Origin of the sequence: Marinobacterium sp. MBR-111, from assembly GCF_040547585.1 — a bacterium.
GTDB classification, from domain to species: Bacteria; Pseudomonadota; Gammaproteobacteria; order Pseudomonadales; family Balneatricaceae; genus Marinobacterium; species Marinobacterium iners.
Genome location: NZ_JBEPQA010000017.1, coordinates 69,581 through 90,493, shown reverse-complemented (window position 1 = coordinate 90,493; position 20,913 = coordinate 69,581). Strand labels below are relative to the sequence as shown.

The following is a 20,913-nucleotide window of genomic DNA, read 5'->3' as shown; positions in this document are numbered from 1 at the left end:
CCGCCAGTTCCGCAAGCTCACCAAGACCAAGGGCGGCTTCGCCAATGAGAACAGCTTACTCAAGCTACTCTATGCCGGTATACTCAAGGCCTCTGAGCGCTGGACGCACCCCGTGCAGAACTGGAACTTGACGCTGTCACAGATGGCCATCCACTTCCCAGGGCGCTTGGAACATCACATCAGCCTATAAGGCTGGTTGGCTGACACAGAGTTTTGAACACCCTCCGAATGGCAATATGCAGCATCAGCGCACCCGGCTCTGACACCTCAAGCTTAGCGCTCAATATGACTTCGCCATGATCCGTAAACTTGATCGCATTACCGAGCAGATTGGTGATCACCTGCCTCAACCGCGTCGGATCACCCGAGACAAACTCAGGCACACTCGAATCAAGCAATACCGCAATTTCCAACCCCTTACCCTGCGCCTGAGGAGCAAAAAGTTTGACCGTATCCTCCAAAATGGAGCGCAAGCCGAAATCAATCTGCTCAAGCTCAACCCGTCCCGCCTCGTACTTCGAGAGGTCCAGGATACTATTCAGTAATGACAGCAACGTCTTGCCGGAGCCTTGAGCAATCTTCAAAAAATCTTTCTGCTCTGGAGTCAACTCAGTATCCATCAGTAGCTCAAGCATACCGAGCATGCCGTTCATCGGCGTCCTGATTTCATGACTCATGTTGGCCAAGAACTGTGACTTTGCATGTGCACTTTCAAGCGCCTCTTCACGGGCGCGCTTCAACTCGTCTTCATACTGCTTTCGTTCAGTTATATCGGACATCACAGAAACATAGTGCGTGATCTGCCCGGCATTGTTGCACACCACACTTATAGTCTGAGCCTGGGGATACAAAGCACCATCCTTTCGTCTATTCCAAACCTCACCTTCCCAGAAACCATCCTGATTGATCTCAGCCCACATCTGACGGTAAAAATCTTCATCGTGCATTCCCGAGCGAAGGCGACGGATATGCTGCCCAAGCCATTCATCTCGGCTGTAACCGGTAATTTCAACGAACGCATCATTGCAGGCCAATACATGTAGATCCGGTCCAGTAATCACAACCCCATCGACCGTATGACTGAACACGATAGCGGCTAACCGCAGTTGCTCTTCGTCCGTTTTGCGTTGTGTGATGTCACGAAAAATCGTGATGGATCCGTTTTCCTCATTCGCCACACTGAAGCGTGCACTGGTGACCTGAACCGGAACAAGTGTTTGATCCGACACACGGCGAAAAAACTCGTCTTCGCTTTCATATACCTCGCCTTTGCGAGTTACTGAGCGGATCGGGCACTGATCCAGCGATACTGGCGCTCCCCTGTCGTCGTAATGGACATGAAACAAATCGTGGGCAATCAGTCCAGTCGCATCAGACTGGGATATACCCAGAATACGTTCAGCGGCTTCGTTCAAAAATGTGATTCGGCCCTGCGTGTCCTGAACAAACAAACCCTCTGCCATACGCTCGGTTATTGCCTTGAGCTTTTCACGCTCGGTTGCAATAGCCTGATTAGCGGTTTGACGACGATAGTAACCAACTGAAAGGCTGGCCATCAGCGCCATAAAGAACAACTGTATCCAGAGCCCATTGCGATAGAGGCTTTCAATGTCTGGTACTTGAGTAAACGTCAGGATATAGGCATCAACCTGATCTGAAACACTGTGGACCGGCATGAACAGGGCTGCATAACGCCTGCCCTCGAGCTTTCGCGTCAGACCAAATGCTTCACCCGAAATCATTTTGCTGCGAATCAGCCCATGCTCGGATGCCAGTGCTGCTTCAAGTGCCTGTTGAAGCGCCGGTATAGCGCGTGGCTGACCCAGCTTGGCCCCAACATCTTCGATAACATACTCATCATTCAAACGGAACGACTCATAAATGGAGCGCTCACTGGGATAGAGCATTGAAAACACACGGTCACGGTTCAGGACAAATTCAAACAGTTCATTTGGTACCAACGCCCTGAGATTTGCTTCTACGGTTTTGAATGAGACACTGCTTTCAACACTGCCTATGTGCTGCCCTTCATGAAACAGCGGAAATACAAATCGAAAGCCGTGAAACAGTTTACCCGCCTCAAAACCTTCTACCGGTACCAATTCCGTGTTCGCCAGCCTCACGGACTCACGCACCTCGAACAGCGAGTCACCATATTTAAGTGGGCTGTGAAACCGAAGCATACTGAGCCCGTCAGGGGTATGGAAATGAAGCTGCCGAACTCCACGCGCTTTCAAGCGCAAATAAGAGGGGTAGAGTTCACGAAACAGAAGGCCTCGTGCGATGTCACGCTGATCCCCACGTGATTCAATCACCTCCTTGACCAGGGCTGTTACCTCGGGCTTATTGACGGTTTCGTCAAACAGGGTACGCGCAACCTGTCCAAGCCCACGCACAACGGATCGATACGCAACAGCTTCCTGCTGCAGGCGCGAGTCCAGCTGGTTACGTACCTCGAGATCAATCAGCAATTGTATGAAGCCAATGCCGATCAGAACGCTGGTCACAAAGCCGGTCAAAGCTGTCAGCAGAACTCTGCGATTCATTGCCCGGCTCCTATCAAGTCAACCTTGAGCTGGCGCCATTGCTGACGAACCGGGTCAAATAGGCCTTCATCAACTCTAATCGAGCCATATTTGAGATTTGCGCTCCAGCCTCTCACCACTTCCGCATCACTTGGGTTTTCAAGCGGCTTAAGTTCAAGCAAAGCCATCCGGATTTGATCTGTTATTGCGGTGTCCAATGTGTCGGTATTGGCAACCAGCACAAATCCGGGCATGGGTGATGTCTCATCTATAACTCTGAGCCCAAGGTGATGATATCTCTGTGCAATTTGTGTCTTAAGCCCACCCACATCGTAGTGCCCCAATATCACCTTGAGCGCAACATCTTCATGACTGCCTACATAGGTGTATTCGTGCTGTTCGTTTTCTAGACTTTCTCCCTGTGCCTGTAGATACGCTTCGACCATGAGGTAGCCACAGGTTGAAAGAGGTTGCGTCAGGGCAAATCGTTGTATTCGATCTGGGTGAATCAAAGTCAGAGGTTGATCCGCAAAGTGCACTAATGCACAGGTATAGTTGGACTCCCCCTGTGCATCCAAGAATTGCACCACCGGTTGCATGTTATGGCTTCGCTCGGTAAGCGCCACATACGGAAGCGGTCCAAGGTAGGCTAGATCCACCTGCCCGGCAGACAAAGCGTCCAGTAGGGTTTCGTATGAAGCGTGGTAAGCAAGCTCGAAGGTCTGCCCCGTCTGTTTCTCCAAATAATCCAGAAACGGCAGATATTCACGCGTCATATGCTCAAGGCTTGCCATCGGCAGGGGGGCAAACCTGATCGTTCCAGCAGCGCAAACAGGGGAGAGGGCACATAACCAGAACAATACCGATACCGGGCGTGACATTCTCACACGGAAATTCCATTTCAAGGTTTGAGTTCAATCTTCCATCCAGTGTCGCTATAAGACAACATCTGAAAATGTCGGATTTATTGACACTACGCAAATAACGCGTTGCAACTTGTAACTGATGGCAATTGGCCATGTAAAAACAAAGGGATTAAACCATTGTTTTAAAACTAACTTACAAGCTTTTGCAACAAAGAGCCAGCTTTCACACAGGCACTTGGCTGATCGAACAGCCGCGCCACAACAAGACTGTCAAGCGGAATCACGACTGTCATTGATTTTCGGCAATATTACTCTGAAGCAGCTCCCCTCACCCAACGCACTCTCTACTTCAATACGCCCTTCATGTGCGTTGATAATGCCGTAGGCAACTGCCAGCCCAAGCCCGGTGCCTTCACCCGGTTGTTTGGTGGTAAAGAAGGGTTCAAATATATGGCTCAGGTTTTCCGGCGTGATACCCATGCCGGTATCGCAGACTTCCAGAATGACATCATCATCGGACTGACAAGTTGTGATGCGAATCACACCTTCGTGCTGTATCGCCTGAGCCGCATTCACGATCAGCGCCATAATCACCTGGTTCAGCTGCGCTGGCACTGCCTGAATCAGAGGCAGTTCAGCATCCAGGTCCGTTTCGATCTGTGCCTTGTATTTATATTCGTAGCGGCAAATCACCAGGGTGGTTTCGACACAGTGATTCAGATCACAGTCCTGCCAAGCGGTATCACCTGAGTGCGAAAACTCCAGCAGACTTTCGGTTATGTGCTGGATGCGTCGCACACCTTCGATGGAATCCGCCAAGAGGTCGCTGATATTGTCCGTGATATCAGCATAATGTTCCTGCCGCTCAACCTCGCTCAGATGTCTGGCATCAGGCTCCGGCACCAATTCAACCGCTCTTTCATACAGCCGCATGAGCGATGGCACATAGTCATTTAAAATAGTGACATTGGCACTGACAAACGCCAGCGGGTTGTTGATCTCATGAGCCACCCCAGTCGCCAGGACACCAACAGACGCCATCTTTTCGGACTGCACCAACTGTGCCTGAGTCGCCTTAAGCTCAGTGATCAGCCGGTTCAGCTCTTCCCGCTCATGCTGCAGGTCCACGTTGGTCTGGCGTAGCTCTCGCGTGCGTTCTTCCACTCGGGCCTCCAGCAGCTGATTGAGGCGCGCCAGGCGCCGGTTGGCTTCATCCAGCTCTGAACGGCTATGCTCGATGGTTTTACCCATTTCGAGCAGGCCATCCGATACCGAGTTCAACTCGGCAATATCAGTGGCAACCGGCTCAGGCCGGTAGCGTCCCTGGCCGATGGCACCGATCATGCGGCGCAGGCCGCGCATGGGCTGGGACAGCCTCAAACTGACCTGTAGAGACTTACGGTACAGATACAGCATGAAAAGCACGTAAAAGGCCAGCAACCCCAGGATCATGCCGATGGCGATCTGATCCACTCTTGCCTTGAGGGCGTTGGCATCAGCATACAGACGCGCCTGATCAGCCACGACCAACAGGTGCCAGTCAGCACCCGGGATCAAGGACCAAGCCGCCAGCTTGGGTTCCCCTGCCAAATCAAGTGCGACCACTCCATCATTGGCTGCATTGATCCCTTCTGCCAGCAATTGACTGTCTGTACGCTTGAATAGATTGAAGGCTTCGGGCTTGAAGGTATCCTGTTTGATTGCAGTCGCGTAGTCATGCTCGGTCAGCTCCTGCAGTTGCCAATCCTGTTCAGCCGCCTCGGGCATCGCCAGAATGGTACCGCTGCTGTCCACCAAAAGGGCATAGCTGTCCCACGGCAGGTTCAATGCCAATACCTGACGGATGATTTCTGAAACGCGGATATCGAGACCGGCAACGCCTTCAAGAAAATCGGTATTGCGGCGATAGATCGGTGCAATGGCCGACGCCATCCAACCCTGCCCGGCTGGATCGATGTAAACATCGGTCCATGCCACCTTACGCTCGGGATTGTGCTCGGCGTCAGCTTCATAGTAGAAGTTGTAGTCACGGACATTCAGATCAAACGGATACTGCTCCAACACGTCGAACGGCGGGTAGATGCGGTTCATTGAGTCGTGTGTATTCATGTACGCCTGAGTGACCAGCGAGCTGCTTTTAACCAGCTGCTTCATCAATGGATCGACCTGAACCAACTGCCAAGCCTTCCGCCGTTCAGCCTCACGCACCTGAGTAATGGAGGAGTAGAACATGGCCGCACCTTGCGTATCGGCCCGTGTATGCCAGACGCCGTTGTCACTTAGGGTATAGCGAGCCTTTTCCTCGTCAGATGGATTGTACGGTGTATCGTAGGCTTGGCTGATCATGGCCGCGAACAGGTCAGCCATTTCTGCCACACCCTTCAACTGGCTGCTGATCACATCCGATTCAATTCTGGCGGTTTCCAGCAGCGATTCCTGCGCACTGCGCTGCATGGTGGCGATGTTTTCATCGCGAATGATGTAGTTGGTGGCAAGATAGGCCGCGATTAGTGCCAGTTCAATGAAAATAATCGGGATCAGAGCATTGCGGATATAGGTACTCCAAAGTACCCGAAAGACATTTTGTTCTCGCGTGCTCTGCTGTGTGCTCATGCCAGGCTCAACTCTGATGAATCGGCAAGATCAGGGTGAAGCAGGCACCTCCACCTGGGCGATTTTCGGCACGGATCTCACCACCATGGCTAATCATGATGTCATGGCAAATGGGCAGACCGAGCCCCGTTCCCTTGCCCGCGGGCTTGCTAGTCACGAACGGCTCAAACAGGCGTGGCATCAGTTCATCTGCAATACCCTGGCCTTGATCACATACACTGAGCTCAACGTAACGTTCACCCAGCTGATTCAAGCGGATACTGATATCACCTCCCTCTGGCATAGCCTGCGCGGCATTGACCAGCAGGTTAACCAACACCTGAGAAATCTGTGCCGGACGACACCAGACAGCAGGTACATCCTTGTACTCGCGATTAATCTGTCGCACCACATATTTCAATTCGTGGTGCACCAGCCGGAGGGCTGTTTCAATCAACTCTTCAAGACACACCAGCTGTCCCTGTTGCGCGTCATCGTGGGCGTAGTTTCTTAGCGTGGAAACAATCCCTTCGATACGCTCGACCCCCTCGCTGGTTTCATCCAGCAAAATGGGCAATTCGGTGTGAAGATAGTCGTAGTCATGCTGCTTTTTCAGCGCCACTAAAGCTTTTGACAGGCTTGAATTGTGCTCCGAATCAGCCAATGCCAGCACGTTACCCAATAATTGCTCCAGCTCAGTCACGTAGTGGCGCAGGGTATGTAAATTGGTTTTGACGTAACAAACCGGGTTATTGATTTCATGCGCTACGCCGGCCACCAAACGCCCCAGCGTGGCCATTTTTTCCGACTGAATCAGCTGCTGCTGCCTACTATGCAGTTCGGCATGATAATCCGGATGCTCGAGAGGCTTCTTACTCATCTTCCGCCTCCTTGGCATCATTCATACTGCCACTGCGCAACTTGAGTGCCATATTCAAAATCTCAGTGGCGGGCTCACAATCAGCAGGCGGTTCCGGGTCAAGTTGGTGTTGAACGGCCTCAATCACGTCCGACTCAAACCCCCACAACTCCAGTAGATAGGCACTGGCCAGACTGTATTCTTGAGGATCATCACCCAGCACCAACATACCAATGTTATGCAGCAGCGCACTCACCACGGCCAGATTACGTACAGTCTTGTTGACACCACGGCTATCACATAATGCCCCCACCTGCTCGGCCAACAGCATCGCCTCTCGCATCAAACGATCGCCCAATGCGCGCGGGACCTGACTGTCGTGCTGGTACAGCTCTATGATCAAAACCAGATTATGGATGGTCTGCAGCCCCAGCCGCATCACGGCCACTTCAACATCATGGGTACGGGAGTTGAAACCAAAGAAGGGGGAATTTACCAGTTGCAGCACACGACTCAACAACACCTGATCGTGCCGAATGAGCTCGGCCACTTCAGCCACGCTGGGCTCCTGCTGCTCCAGAACCTGGGTGATCTGTTGATACACCTCAGGGAGTACGGGAATGCTTTCCTGTCGGCCTAGGCGGCTGCGCAGACTGTCACTCAAGGGCAGTTGATGCAGCACACGCGCCCGTGTCAGCAAATCATCAATAACCTCACGCTCAAAGGGCTTGCGGATGACCAGATGTGCTGCAGCCGTTGCCTTAAGCGCACTCTCAATCTGAGCATCACCGGTCAGGAGTACGCGAATGGTATCCGGCACCGTATGCGCGGCCTGCCCCAGCAGCTCAATGCCGTCCATTTCGGCCATATGCCGATCCACAACCAGGACCCAGGGCCTTAATGTCTTCAACTGTTCCAGCGCTTCGTTGGGCGAGCTGAAAAAAAACATCTCCCAGTCACGATGACTCAGGCGCAACAGGCGCCGCAGCGCATTGAGCACACCAGGTTCGTTATCAACAAAGACTATGCAAGGCGCATTCATGTGCCGTCCCTTTCACTGCAAATAAAAAACGGGCCTTTCACATCAGGCCAACTTGGGCGCCTGTAACGGCAACAGGTGCTCAACCGTTGTGGTAAGTGCTTCATTATCAAATGGCTTTGACAGCACGGCATCGGCACCCTCATCCCGTGCACGCTGAAGTGACTGCTGATCAAGCGCCGAGATCACGATGACCTTGATATGTTCAGTTTCAGGGGTGGAGCGAATAAACTTCAGTACATCATAGCCACTGACACCGGGCATGCGCAGATCCAGCGTCACCAGTGCGGGCTGATACTTGATCAGCAGGCTGCCTCCCTGAAAGCCATCCAAAGCGGTTTCGGTCTCATAACCGGCAGCTCTTAAAATACGGGCAATGGAGCGGGCTACTGCCGCTTCATCATCGATTATCAGTACACGCCGGTTGTCATCAGCCGCCAGCTCAGTGGGAATGGGCATCTCATGCTCATTCAGGAACTGGATGAAGTCTTCGACACGTACACGATTATTACCACGCCCAGGGAGCTTGAACCCTTTGAGTGCACCGCGATCAATCCAGCGAATGACTGTTCGCAGATTCACGTCGCACATTTTCGCAATATCACCCGTGGTGAGTGTTTTCATTTCTTTCCCGACCTGATGGCTCAGCAGTCAAATACAGTATTAGCACGCGTGCCCAATATGACATTTGCGACAAAACCATACAAGACCTGTGGACAGTATTTAGTCCACCCTGCCTGACTTATGAAGAATTCTTGCTGCTCGTTCGAAATCAAACATGCCCAGTGCCGACACTATTCGCTCGTAGTCTTTGCCGAGCATGTTGCGAAAAGTGGCAGATTCCCGGCTCAACAATTGGGTCGCATTAAAATCATCGGTAGTCAGCAATACCTGCAGGCTGTCATAGAGCGACTGCTCATGCTCTGACCACTGGCGTGATGCCGTTTTGGCCTCTTTGTCCTGAGCAGGCTTTGCACTATTTTCCAACCAGTCTGACAAGGCGCGTAATAACCCATCAACGCCTGCCAGCAGAAAGTCCGGCGGCTCAGGCATGACGGCAGACTCATCCTGAGCCTGTCGCAAGCGGTGCTCAAACGTCTGTGCCTGGGAGGCCAGCTCCGTTGCTCCGATTTGGGCGGCACTGCCCTTAAGGGTATGCACCAGTCGCACAGATAGCTCCAGATCATTCTGGTGCAAGGCCTGTTGCAGTTGCTGCCTGAACGCTTCATGGCTGCTGACAAAGCTCGTCAACAGGCGCCGATAGAGTGCCTGATCATTGAGGGCAAGCCTGATCCCCGCCTGAGTATCCAGCCCGGCGATTACTGGTACATCTGCTCGCGCTGGTGCGTCCGGCTCAGGTTTGACCGGGGCCTTGGATCGTTGAGCAGGCTTGATCCAGCGCGACAGCTCTCGCCACAGTGTCTCAGGTTCGATTGGCTTGGCCAGAAAATCATTCATGCCCGCCTCAAGACACTTGGCTCGATCGGATGGCAGTGCACTGGCCGTCATGGCCAACACGGGAAGTTGTTTCAAGCGGTCATGTTGCCGTATTTTTCGCGTGGCAGTCAGCCCGTCCATGACCGGCATCTGCATATCCATCAGCACCAGATCAAACGCCGCTTGCTCCAGCTTCTGCAAGGCTTCGGCACCATTATTGGCGATCTCGACGACAACGCCCATCTGACTGAGCAGCTCACTGGCTACCTCCTGATTCAGAGGGTTGTCTTCAACCAACAGCACCCGGGCCCCTTGCAGCTGGCGTTTGATCTGTTTCAGGCTGAGTTCTGAAGCCTGTAATTCGGTAACATCCTTGCCGGCGCCCATAGACATATCGGCTGAGCCCGAACCTAAATCAAGCGCCACCTTGAACCAGAAGGTCGAGCCCTCACCCGGCTGACTGACAACCCCAACCTCACCGCCCATCAATTCAGCCAAACGACGGGAAATCGCAAGGCCCAAACCACTGCCTCCATATTTGCGTGTTGTAGAGCCATCCGCCTGCTCAAAGCTGCGAAACAGGCGTCGCTGCTGAGCGGGGTTCAGGCCAATACCGGTATCGCGCACACTGAATTTGAGCAGGGTCTTGTTGCCTTCAGAGCCAACCGAGTCCACACGGATTTCTATTTCACCAGACTCGGTAAACTTGACAGCGTTGTTGGCGTAGTTGAGCAGTATTTGCTGCAGCCGCAGGGGATCACCCTGGAATTGCTCCGGCAAGCGCTCATCCACATGGGTTATCAATGCCAACCCTTTTTCGGCGGTTTTGGTCTCAAGCACACTGGTGAGGTCGGAGATCAGCGTGGGCAGGTTGAACTCGATATGTTCCAGCGAGAGCTTTCCTGCCTCCATCTTGGAAAAGTCCAGCACATCGTTAATGATGCCCAGCAGGTGTCTGCTTGAGCGCTGGATTTTCTGCAGGAAGTCCCGCTGACGCTCATTCAGCTCAGTCTGCAGCACCAAATGCGTCATGCCCATAATGGCATTCATGGGCGTTCTGATTTCGTGGCTCATATTGGCCAAAAAATCAGCTTTGGTGCGTGCGGCGTCCTCGGCCAGCTGGCGTGCCTGCTGCAGTTGCTCCAGCGCTTCGTGCTCGGCGGTGATATCAATCACCATCCCGGCGATCCCCTTGCTGAGATCCTCAGAGTCCACTGGCTGCGCCTGCATCCGTGCCCAGAAGCGACTGCCGTCCTTGCGTTGCAGTTCACGCTCTTCACTGTAGAAGCCCTGCTCGGCGTGGGCGGTAATGATCCGTTCACCCACCTCGAGAAACGTGACTTCATCCGGATACCAGCAACGTGTTGTCTGACCCAACAGCTCACCCTGCGCGTAGCCCAGCATCTGCTCCAGATAACGGTTGCAGCGCAGAATGCACCGGTCACGCACGAACACGATCCCCGCCATCGACGCATCAAAGAGAGCCTGTTGCTCCTGACTGGCATCGCGCAGTTCACGTGTTATATGGCTCAACTCTTCCGTACGTGCCTGTACCAGCTCTTCAAGGTGGTTCTGATATTCCTCAAGCTCACGCTCAGCTTGCTTGCGGGCCGTGATGTCGTTCCATACCACATGCAGTATTTCACGCTCATCACGCCGGATGGCCGTCAGCATCACTTCAGCGGTGAAAACTTCGCCCGTGGCCTTTATGTGCTCCCACTCAGTGCGAGTACTGCCTCTGGAGAATGCTTTTCCCATCACACTGAGCAGAGCAACCGCAGAGCGCTCCCCACCCGGTTGTGTTTCGGGGGATATATCCAGTGGTGTTTTACCGATTAATTCACCCGGATCACGCATGTAAAACATGTCCAGCGTGGCCTTATTGGCAGCGATAAAATATCCGTTTTCCACCATGGCAATTGGCTGGCGGGTGTTCTCGAATAACATGCGAAAACGCTCTTCGCTTTCTGCCAGCGCAAAGGTCCGGTGCTCCACTTCGCGTCGCAGCATTCGTATCCAGACCAGCACCAACAGCAACACTCCCAGCAGCGCCAATGCGCCATATAGCACCCATTTGACCCAGACAGGTGCTGCAGGCTCGAACAGGGGCTGCCCCAGCCATTTATCACGCAACGCCTTGTCTTCTGTGTCCGTGATCAGTTGGAAGCCTTGAGTAATCTCTTCATAGAGCGCTTGATTGCCTTTCAGGACAGCCCAATGGCCAGGTGCATTGTAGAGCGGGGCGGTATGCAAAAAGGCATCGCTGCTACCACGTTGCGCCAGGTAATAGTTGGTCATCAACTTGTGACCACAAAATACGGACACTCCTCCCCTGACTGCCGCGTCCACCACGTCTGGATAGGTTGCAAAGAGCGCCAGATTATCTATGCCCTTGCTCTGGAGCAGATCGACACAGGCATCACCCTTGACCGCCCCGATCTGGAATCCGCGGACCGAACTCAGGTCGGTTACCCCACGAATATTGTCACGGTAGTACAACACCACATCCAGAGTGATCCAGGAAGTCGAAAACAGGAGCGTTCGCTGCCGCTCAGGTGTTACGGTAATGGCATCAATGACATCAAACTGACCGGCCCGAAAGGCTGCCAGCGCCTCGGCCCACTGCATGGTTGTCACATCAACCCGGCGACCGGTCTTTTCCTGCCACAAGGCCCATCGATCCGCAATCAGACCACGTACCGCACCGCTTTCCTCGGAATAGATCAGCGGCGGAAACTCATCCATCAATACCACCTTGATTGGCGGCAGGTCTGAAGCCCTGTTCGCAAAAGAAACAAACAGAAGTCCAGTACCCATCAGGGCAATCACCAAGAGTCCAAGCCACTTCTTTCCGCTGTGCGTTATTTGCATTGGGTATCCTGTGCCACGGCATTGACCCTAAGTGAAGCCCGTCCCTGCGGCGGAAATTTGACCGCATTCCTCATAAAGTACAGCAGTACCTTTGTTTGGGCATGAACTGCCCGGCCTCAATTCGAGACAGACCCAGCAAGTTATTGATCAAAGACAGGAAGTGCCGTGCCGATCCTTCCACCTTTTCCAGCTGCCCTTCTGCTGCAAATTACTTAGATGGGCAGAGACTGGGGACGCAGTGCCCGGCTTCGCTTTCCTTGTCTGCCAGCTCCTTGGCTACGGCGATAAACTCTTCTCGACAGGCGGTAAAAGCATCGACCACATCGGGATCGAAATGCGTACCCCGCCCTTCCAAAATGATCCTGAAGGTCTCTTCCATGCTGTAGGGCTCTTTGTATACCCGGCTACAACTGAGGGCATCGAACACATCCGCCAGCGCCATCAGCCGTGCAGATACGGGAATATCGTCACCCTTGAGCCCATCCGGATAGCCACTGCCATCCCACTTTTCATGGTGATAGTAGGCAATTTCACTGGCCACATTGAGGAAATCAAATGCCTCTCGTGCATGTTCATCACCGGCACTCATCACGGCCTGCTCTATCGCATTATGAATCGCCTCACCTCCGATGGCCGAGTGAGTCTTCATTACTTCAAACTCTTCATCGGTCAGGTTGCCAGGCTTCAGCAAAATGGCATCCGGAATACCTATTTTTCCGATATCGTGCAACGGGGCTGCACGAATGATCTCCTGCAGTCGGCCATCAGCAAGAGCTGGTACAAACCTGGGGTGCGTTTCAAGCTTTCGACCCAGGATTTCAACATAGGACTGGGTTCTGACAATATGCAGCCCTGTCTCCTTGTCTCGCACCTCGGCCAGACAGGCCAAGGCCTGTACACTCAGATCACGAATACGTGCATTTTCCTGCATTCGGCGGGCAACTTCATGCTCCAGCCACTGATTTTGATTGCTCAGGCGATCACGGGCGGTTTTCAGCTCCAGCTGGGCACGTACCCTTGCCAGAACAATCGCCGGGCTGAAGGGTTTGGTAATGTAATCTACCGCCCCCAGCCCAAGCCCCTTTTCTTCGTCTGCCACCGCAGTCATCGCTGTGATAAAAATCACGGGGATGTCCCGTGTCTGCTCTTGGGCCTTCAAGCGCTGGATCACCTCGTAGCCATCCATTTCCGGCATCATTACATCCAGCAATACCAGATCTGGACGCGGCTCACTGCCTGCTACCCGCAGTGCACGCGCGCCCGAGTTGGCGGCACGAACGCGGTACTCGCTCTGCAACAACTCACCCAGCAGCATCAGATTTTCCGGGGCATCATCCACGATCAGGATTGTTTGGCGGCCGGAATCAGCGGGAAGTTCATGCACATCGTGTCCAGTCATAAGCGGGGTTACCTTCAAGCACCGGCAGGATCAGCCCAGAGAAGGCCTTGACCTATTTTATATATGACTATTTTATAGACAAATGACAAAAATGCGACAGTTGTGACAGGCTTTTCTACCTCTGCTTTATGCCAGCAATAACACCAGTGACACGATAATCAGAAGCCAAGCGCTTTGTGCAGACATCCAAGGCTCAAACCTTTGAGCCCAAGGTAATACTCTTCTCAGACTGCTGCACAAAGGCCTTATCAATTCAGTGTAGACTATGGGCTGCATTTGGTAAGGAAGCGTTACTCGCTTGCAAAGCACTTCCAAGGGAGCAACCAGATCACCCGCCGGTACTCTGGGGGCACGCAAATGAACTTTAAGGGATATCCCACCCAGCAGAAAAGCCAGCAGTATCGGCCATAACAGTGTCGGCAATGCATTGAGTTGGTCGACCGGCACTGACTCAATTGCCAGCGGCAGACCGGGTGCAAGCAAGGGGAACAGTACCAGACTGGTCACCAGCGTCAGCAGCCAGCCCACTACTCTGCGCGGATCAGTTCCATCCTTGTTTGTGTGCTGCCATTGCAGCCAGAGGAACCTCAACACCAGCACCATAGTTGCAACGGCGCCAGCACTGAGCAAGCTACTCAGCCAGGGCGCGAGCCAAAGGGACAGCCCTTCTGGCGCCAGCGCCTGCTTCATGGCCAGCTTGGCATGGGCTCCACTGGTAAAGGGCAAGCCGGCCAGTGACAGCCCCGGCAATGCAAGCAGCAGCCAATACAGCCCTCGCGGAACAGAAGCACATGGCGATGATATGCCCACCGACAGAAACATCGCCCCTTTGGCCAGGCCATGATGCAGTGCGTACAGGCCAATCAGCGGCAGCAACCAATGGGCACGCTCGGGCTCAGCCAGCGCAATACCCAGCATCAGCGTCATCAACCCTATCTGGCTGATGCTGGAATAGGCCAGCACTGCCTTCGCCTGCTGCTGACAGACTCCGATCAGCGCAGCGCCGAGCGATGCCACAACACCGGTGAGTGCAAGCACCGTACCCGGAAGTTCATAGCTCGCCAGCCCCAGCGGCAGGGTCAGTAGCCATCCCAGCAAGCCCGCCTTGATCATAGCTCCGCTGAGCACGGCACTGGCCGGCGTCGACGCAACCGGGTGAGCCAATGGCAGCCACATGTGTAACAGTGGAAGCCCGGCCTTTACACCAAAGCCACACAACAGTAGCGCCATGATCAGCACAGTATCGGCTGATGCCGCGATCGCACCGGGCAGGTCAGCCAGCAGCAGGCTGTCAGCGGCACCTGCCGCCAGAATCAGTCCTGCCAGCAGCGCCATCTCACCGAACACCGCCATGATCAGGTATAACCGTCCCGCCCTGAATGCATCAGGCTTGCGCTCATGTACAACCAGCCCATAGCCGGCAAAGGTCATCAGCGCAAAAAAGGTATAGAAACTGACCAGATCCCCCGCCAGTACCAACCCCAGATTACCGCTGAGGGTCAGCCCCCAGTACAGGGCAAAACTGGTTCGCCGCGTTGTTATATAGCCGGATGCAAACAGTCCCGCAAAGCTCCACAGCAGTGCCGTCAATAAAAGGAATGGCTGGCGCAGCTCATCAAGTTGCCAACTGGCTCCAAGCAACAACCCGGGCAGCTCCAGTTGCCAATTGCCGGGCCCCATCAGAGCCAACCCCAGCGCAGGCAGTGGCAACAAGGGAAGCACGGGCCACAGCAGTGGCCGTGTTGCTCGGCTCGGCACCAACAGCAACACGCACAGCGGTATTGCAACAGCGCTCAGAATCCAAAAGGTCATGGCAGGTACTCCCGTGCGGCGATCAGCTTAGCCCAGCTCAGAGGACTAAGGGGCAGAGCAGCAAACAGGCCCACCAATAGAGTCAATACGGCGGTTACCAGCGGAGGCCAAAGCAGCCAGCTATGGGTCTCCAGTTTCCCCCAGCGCCGCTGCTCTGACCAATCATATTCCGGTAGAAACCAGAGGCGGTGAATCACAGGCAAAAAGTAGGCGGCATTCAGCAGACTGCTGATCAGCAGCACTCCTATAACCCACTCCATCTGGACATTAAGTGCCCCTGTTCCCAGGGTCCATTTGGTAATAAAGCCTGCCAATGGTGGCACACCGATCATGCCAAAGGCCGCCAGCGTGAAAGCGGTTGACGTCAGGGGCATGCGCTTTCCAGCTCCATTCAACTCATGGATTTTATGAATGCCAAGTGTCTCGGCATAATTACCGGCACAGAAAAACAGCGTGATTTTCATAATCCCTTGATGCAACAGGTGAACCAGACCACCCACTGTTCCCACCGGGCCGAATACTGCAGTGCCCAGCACGATATAGGACACCTGGCTGACGGTGGAAAAAGCCAGCCGCCGTTTCAGGTCCGTCTGAGCCAGCGCCCGGACAGAGCCATATATAATCGTAAACGCCGCCAGCCAACCCAAAGGTTCCAGAACACCCAAAAGGGCAGCAAATTCAATGCCGTACAGGTCATACACAACCCTCACGATGCCGAAGGCACCCGCCTTGACCACCGCCACTGCATGCAACAGCGCACTGACAGGCGCAGGTGCCACCATGGCCTGTGGCAGCCAGCCATGCAGTGGAAACAAAGCTGCTTTGACGCCGAGCCCAGCCACCAGAAGAACAAAAATCATAATCAGCTGAGGGTGAAGTTCTTCATTAAGATCAACCAGTTGGCCGGTTTCCTGAAACGATAGATCACCTGCCAGCCCCTGCAGCCAGATCATGCCCAGCAGCAATACAGCCCCGCCACTGAGCGTATAGATAATGTAGTTACGCCCGGCCTGTAATGCTTTCTCAGTTCCCCGGTGGACCACCAGTGGGTAGGTGGAGAGCGTCAACATCTCGTAGAACAGGAAGAAGGTGAAGAGGTTGCCCGCCAGTGCAATACCCATGGTACTGGCCACGCAGAGACTGAAAAATCCGAAAAAGCGGCTGCGATTCGGCGAATCTTCGAGGTAGCCCACTGCATAAATGGTGGTCAACAGCCACAACACGGCCGACAGACCAGCAAACATCATTGCCAGCGCATCGGCCTGCAGCTCAAAGCTGACACCGGGCAGGATCTCGTAGCTGAGGCCATAATCCAGCTGATGAATAACCCCCCAGGTCATTACCCCCACCAATACCACCTTGATCAGGGCTGCCAGCAGGTTGATACCAGTACGCAAGCGGTGCCGCTGCTCCGGCAGTGCAAAGATGATCACCGCTGCAAGCATTGAACTGAGCAGCGCCAGTATCGGGATCAGAACCAGCTGGGTCATTGCACCTCCTCGAACGGCAGCGCCATCACCGACAGGACCTGGCTGCCCGCCAGGCCCAGCCCCAACGAGGCCACTGCCAACAACATTGCCACCACTTCAAGCCGGCGATCCGGATGGTAAAAATGATCCTTCTCATCCCTTTCCAGAAACGATGCGCGATAGATGCGAAACACATAAGCCGCCGACAGCAGACCGCCCCCCACCAGCACCAGTATCCACCACCACTGGCCCGACGCCATACTGGCCTGTAGCAGCATCCACTTAGCCGCAAAACCACCCGAAGGCGGCAGCCCCATCAGGGAGACGCCGGCCAGACCAAAGGAAAACAGTGAAAACGGCAGAAAGTGGCTGACACCCGCCAATGCATCCACACGATTATTGCCCACCGCCAGAATCAGGTTGCCCGCCGCCAGAAACATGGCTGATTTTGCCAGGGCATGGCTGATCACCTGCAGAGTAATCCCCTGCTGCGCCTGAAGTGATACGGATGCATCAACCCCATATGTAAGCGGAAACAGCAGGAACAGATAGCCAATCTGGGCAACCGAAGAGTAGGCCACCACCTGTTTAAGCCGTGGTTGGCACCAGGCCAGCCAGCTGCCCCAGATCACGGCAGCGGCTCCCAATGCTCCAATCAGCTGAGCCATCCATTGGCTGGCGACAGCCTCCCCTGTTTCCAGCCAGATCCGTGCTGCAATATAGAACGATGCCTTGACCACCAGTGCTGACAGCAGAGCACTGACCGGTGATTTTGCAATGCCATGCGCCGGCGGCAGCCAGCCGTGCAAAGGGAACAGCGCCGTCTTGAGCGCCAGCCCCACCAACATCAGTACCAATGCGGGACGCATCAGCTCCGCCTGACCCATCAGTCTGACCTGATGTGCCACCTCGGCCAGCGAAAGCGTACCGAACTGACCATAGATCAGTGCCACACCCAACAGATAGGCCATGGAGCCTAATAATGCCGCCAGCAAATAGCGCAGTGCCGCCCGCAGCGCCTCCGCCTGCCCACCCAGAGCCACCAGTCCAACCGCTGCCAGACTGATCAGCTCCAGCCCGACATAGAGGTTGAACAGATCACCACCGATCCAGACCGTATTCAGTCCGGCCCACAGAAACCAGTACAACGGCCAGAAATAACGCTGCCAGGGCTTGTCAGGCCTCAAATAGATACCGGCATGAATGCCACAGCCACTGGCCACCAGTGTCGTCAGAAGCAGGAAGGTTACGGCAAGGCCATCCACACGTAACTCAATTCCGAGGGGAGCATCCCAGCCGGCCAGACTGTAGTAGAAACCTCCTTCCTGCTTCACCAGCCCCCAGAGTCCGACCGACACCAACAGTTGTAACACCATACCCAGCCAGGCCAGAGCGCGCCCCTGCCTGAAATTCAGCAGCAACGAGGTGGTAGCCAGCGCCAGCGGGGTAAACAGCAACCCTGCCATTAACCAGTTGCTCATGGGGCTCTGTCCTCCTTCGAGCCCTCAGCACCGTTACCCAGTTCTGTGCCTCCGGTCAGATGGAAGTAACGTCGTATCAGCACCACCCCCAGAGCAGTGGCGGCTATGGATACGACAATACCGGTCAGCACGAGAGCCTGAGGAACAGGATCAGGCCCGTTATGGTGCTGCGCCAGGCCCACCAGGATCAAAAAGGTGGCTGAACCGATCAGATTCAGTGCCAATAACTTGCGCAGCAGATGCCGCAGGCCAACCAGTCCCAGCAAGCCGACGCCCCAAAGCACAACGCCTGTCAGGGCATACAGCAAAGGTGTGCTCATTGTTCACCCTCCTCAGGCTCACTGGCGTTATTCACCGGCGCCGAAACAAACAGAGCCAACAGAATCATGCCGATCGACAGCGTCAACAAGGTTTCGATTGACAGAATCAGTGCCTTGCTGAGTCCCGGCGGATAGGCCAGAAACGCCTCACCCGCAATGGCACTCGCTAGCCCCACCAGCAGGAAAAGGGCAAATCCGAGCACCAGCCCTATCCTCAGCAACAGGCCCGGACGCAGGAAATCGAGCGGCATGCCGGTCAGCCGCATCAGCACACCGGTTGCCGCCAGCATCGCACCGGCCTGAAACGCACCGCCGGGCCGGTCCGCTCCGGCCCAAAGCAGGTAGGCCGCCAATAACAGCATCAAGGGTACAAGCCAGCGCAACAACGCCCTGAGCAGGGCATCAGCGGTACGCAGTTCCGGATCTTCCAGCGAGCGAGTCCGTGCCATGGAGATCCCCACCATCGCCGCAATCACCAGCACTGCAATTTCAAGCAGGGTATCGTAGCTGCGAAAATTCAGCAGTACGGCGGTTACTGGGTGTTCAACCCCGCTTGCAGCGAGGTTGTTCTGCAGCAATCGAGGCAGTTCTGAGCCCGAGTCAAACGCTGCCAATTGCCAGACCGCCCGCCCCAGCAGTGCCGTCAGCATGATGACCAACAGCAGGACCGACACATGTGCAGTGGGTGAGCGCATCAGCTTTCCTCCTCGGCCTGGCTTTTCGAGCCATGGCCGTTGCCACGACGAAAGTGACTCACCGCATCCAGCAGCAATACGCCGGTGAGCCCGGCACCGATGGCGGCTTCAGCAAGGGCAAGATCCGGCGCCTGCAACCGTACCCAACACACGGCCATCAGCAGACCAAAAGCGATAAACACCACCACTGCACGGAACAGATCGCGCGACAGCAGTGCGGCGGCAGCGGTCGATACCAGTGCCAGTGCCAGCAACAGGTCCAGCAGCCATTCAATCATCACACCGCTCCCGTTGCTGCATCGGGCGTTCATGCATGCGAACGGCTCTTGCCACCAGATGCGCCGAGGTTGCACTGGCCGCAAGTGCAACCCACCAGATCAACAGCGTTTTCAAGCTACTGGCCAACGATGGCGTCATCATCAGTAAGGCCAGAGTGATCAGTCCCAGTCCCAGATTATCGATTTTGGTCAATGCGTGAATCCGACACAGTGTATCGTCGAACCGAAACAGCCCCAGCGTTCCCAAAGCAAAGAAAATACAGCCGCTGACTAACAGCAGCACCTGCACGACAGGCAACAGCCACTCAATCATCTCCATTCCCCTTTACGGCATGTCGATCCGATCGGGCACTTTCGATCCGCACAACACGCGTCACAAAAGCGGCAACTGAAAACACGGCCAATACCGCCAGGATCAGCGCCACATCTCTCAGGGACGGCATCTGTTGTGCCTCGGCCAGTACCAACAGCAGCGCAACCCCCGTAGTACCAAACAGCTGCGAGGCCAACATCCGGTCGGCCGCCGTGGGCCCGCGCCAGATGCGGACAAACCCCAGCATCAGCGTCAGTAGAAGAAACAGTGCAACAAGGTGCAATACCAGTGTCATCCGTCCCCCTCCCGCTGGCTTGGCGTAAGCCCAAACAGTGCTGCAACCCTGGCTTGCGTGTACTCAAGGTCCTGTCGTACCGGCTGAGTCAGATCCAGGCAATGCAGCTCAATCTCATTACCCTCCAGGGTTACACTCAAGGTGCCAGGCAAGAGTGACAAGGTGTTGGCCAGCACCCAACGGGGAGCACCTTCCGGCAGCGACAGCACGGCACGCAAATAGCCGGGGGTCACCGGTAAAGAAGGTGAAAGCAAACGTCGAGAGACATCGAATGCAGCAAGCAATGAGCGACTCAGGAAAAACAGCACGAATCCGGGCAATGCCTGCAGATGGATGAGGTAACGCGACGGAGGAAACAGCAGCAGCGAGATCCAGGTAACCAGAAAACTGACAGCCACACCGAACACAAAACCGGACGCATCACCATCGGTCAATGCCCACCAGACCAGCGAAAACATCAGCCACCGCAGTACTAGCGTCGGGAGTCGGGACATGGGACCTCCTGCTCGTTTGTATCAATGTCTGAACTGACCACGAATCAAGCGGTTAGGTTCAGCCTAACACAGAACAAGAAAGCCCGCGCAGCCTCGTTTATCAATCCAGTACGCAAAGGCTTAAAGCAGGGCCGGCAAGCCCTGATCCCGGCGGAATGGCCAGCCAAC

17 protein-coding genes and 1 pseudogene are annotated in these 20,913 nt (G+C 54.8%); 1 reads left to right on the top strand and 17 read right to left on the bottom strand.

The window, feature by feature from the left end; translation table 11 throughout:
• Positions 1 to 190, top strand: a pseudogene (locus ABIE61_RS12690) (IS256 family transposase); the annotation flags it as partial.
• Here ABIE61_RS12690 and ABIE61_RS12685 read toward each other — a convergent pair.
• The 17 genes from ABIE61_RS12685 to ABIE61_RS12605 form a co-directional block, all read right to left on the bottom strand.
• Positions 180 to 2,546 carry a PAS domain S-box protein gene (locus ABIE61_RS12685; RefSeq protein ID WP_354410004.1) on the bottom strand — a complete coding sequence of 789 codons (2,367 nt, stop codon included), beginning with the start codon at positions 2,544 to 2,546 and terminating at the stop codon, positions 180 to 182. The pseudogene ABIE61_RS12690 and the gene ABIE61_RS12685 sit on opposite strands and share 11 nt — an antisense overlap.
• Positions 2,543 to 3,406, bottom strand: coding sequence for a PhnD/SsuA/transferrin family substrate-binding protein (locus ABIE61_RS12680; RefSeq protein WP_354410011.1), 864 nt, complete (start codon positions 3,404 to 3,406; stop codon positions 2,543 to 2,545). Before ABIE61_RS12680 ends, ABIE61_RS12685 begins: the two co-directional genes overlap by 4 nt.
• 255 nt (positions 3,407 to 3,661) lie before the next feature.
• On the bottom strand, positions 3,662 to 6,004 hold the full coding sequence (locus tag ABIE61_RS12675; protein WP_354410001.1) for a sensor histidine kinase: 2,343 nt from the start codon (positions 6,002 to 6,004) through the stop codon (positions 3,662 to 3,664).
• A 7-nt stretch (positions 6,005 to 6,011) separates the two neighbouring features.
• On the bottom strand, positions 6,012 to 6,863 hold the full coding sequence (locus ABIE61_RS12670) for a sensor histidine kinase (protein WP_354409999.1): 852 nt from the start codon (positions 6,861 to 6,863) through the stop codon (positions 6,012 to 6,014).
• Positions 6,856 to 7,884: an HDOD domain-containing protein gene (locus tag ABIE61_RS12665; RefSeq protein WP_354409996.1), complete on the bottom strand. Its 1,029-nt coding sequence runs from the start codon at positions 7,882 to 7,884 to the stop codon at positions 6,856 to 6,858. The genes ABIE61_RS12670 and ABIE61_RS12665 overlap by 8 nt, the downstream gene beginning before the upstream one ends.
• Before the next feature lie 42 nt (positions 7,885 to 7,926).
• On the bottom strand, positions 7,927 to 8,505 hold the full coding sequence (locus ABIE61_RS12660; protein WP_354409994.1) for a response regulator: 579 nt from the start codon (positions 8,503 to 8,505) through the stop codon (positions 7,927 to 7,929).
• Positions 8,506 to 8,604: 99 nt separating this feature from the next.
• On the bottom strand, positions 8,605 to 12,189 hold the full coding sequence (locus ABIE61_RS12655) for a PAS domain S-box protein (RefSeq protein ID WP_354409991.1): 3,585 nt from the start codon (positions 12,187 to 12,189) through the stop codon (positions 8,605 to 8,607).
• A 208-nt stretch (positions 12,190 to 12,397) separates the two neighbouring features.
• Entirely contained in the window at positions 12,398 to 13,588 is a 1,191-nt protein-coding gene (locus tag ABIE61_RS12650) for a response regulator (RefSeq protein ID WP_354409989.1), read from the bottom strand.
• A 126-nt stretch (positions 13,589 to 13,714) separates the two neighbouring features.
• Positions 13,715 to 15,400 carry a complex I subunit 5 family protein gene (locus ABIE61_RS12645; protein ID WP_354409988.1) on the bottom strand — a complete coding sequence of 562 codons (1,686 nt, stop codon included), beginning with the start codon at positions 15,398 to 15,400 and terminating at the stop codon, positions 13,715 to 13,717.
• A complete protein-coding gene (locus tag ABIE61_RS12640) occupies positions 15,397 to 16,890 on the bottom strand; it encodes a complex I subunit 5 family protein (protein WP_354409986.1) in 1,494 nt (497 codons plus the stop codon). The genes ABIE61_RS12645 and ABIE61_RS12640 overlap by 4 nt, the downstream gene beginning before the upstream one ends.
• A complete protein-coding gene (locus ABIE61_RS12635; RefSeq protein ID WP_354409983.1) occupies positions 16,887 to 18,350 on the bottom strand; it encodes a complex I subunit 5 family protein in 1,464 nt (487 codons plus the stop codon). The genes ABIE61_RS12640 and ABIE61_RS12635 overlap by 4 nt, the downstream gene beginning before the upstream one ends.
• Positions 18,347 to 18,670, bottom strand: a complete 324-nt coding sequence (locus ABIE61_RS12630; protein WP_354409980.1) for an NADH-quinone oxidoreductase subunit K — start codon at positions 18,668 to 18,670, stop codon at positions 18,347 to 18,349. Before ABIE61_RS12630 ends, ABIE61_RS12635 begins: the two co-directional genes overlap by 4 nt.
• On the bottom strand, positions 18,667 to 19,365 hold the full coding sequence (locus ABIE61_RS12625) for an MnhB domain-containing protein (protein ID WP_206834846.1): 699 nt from the start codon (positions 19,363 to 19,365) through the stop codon (positions 18,667 to 18,669). The genes ABIE61_RS12630 and ABIE61_RS12625 overlap by 4 nt, the downstream gene beginning before the upstream one ends.
• On the bottom strand, positions 19,365 to 19,643 hold the full coding sequence (locus ABIE61_RS12620) for a Na(+)/H(+) antiporter subunit B (RefSeq protein ID WP_354409977.1): 279 nt from the start codon (positions 19,641 to 19,643) through the stop codon (positions 19,365 to 19,367). The genes ABIE61_RS12625 and ABIE61_RS12620 overlap by 1 nt, the downstream gene beginning before the upstream one ends.
• Positions 19,636 to 19,956, bottom strand: a complete 321-nt coding sequence (locus ABIE61_RS12615) for a cation:proton antiporter (protein WP_091826607.1) — start codon at positions 19,954 to 19,956, stop codon at positions 19,636 to 19,638. The genes ABIE61_RS12620 and ABIE61_RS12615 overlap by 8 nt, the downstream gene beginning before the upstream one ends.
• On the bottom strand, positions 19,949 to 20,251 hold the full coding sequence (locus ABIE61_RS12610) for an MrpF/PhaF family protein (protein ID WP_091826609.1): 303 nt from the start codon (positions 20,249 to 20,251) through the stop codon (positions 19,949 to 19,951). The genes ABIE61_RS12615 and ABIE61_RS12610 overlap by 8 nt, the downstream gene beginning before the upstream one ends.
• A complete protein-coding gene (locus tag ABIE61_RS12605; RefSeq protein WP_354409973.1) occupies positions 20,248 to 20,745 on the bottom strand; it encodes a Na+/H+ antiporter subunit E in 498 nt (165 codons plus the stop codon). The genes ABIE61_RS12610 and ABIE61_RS12605 overlap by 4 nt, the downstream gene beginning before the upstream one ends.
• Between the last annotated feature and the right edge of the window lie 168 nt (positions 20,746 to 20,913).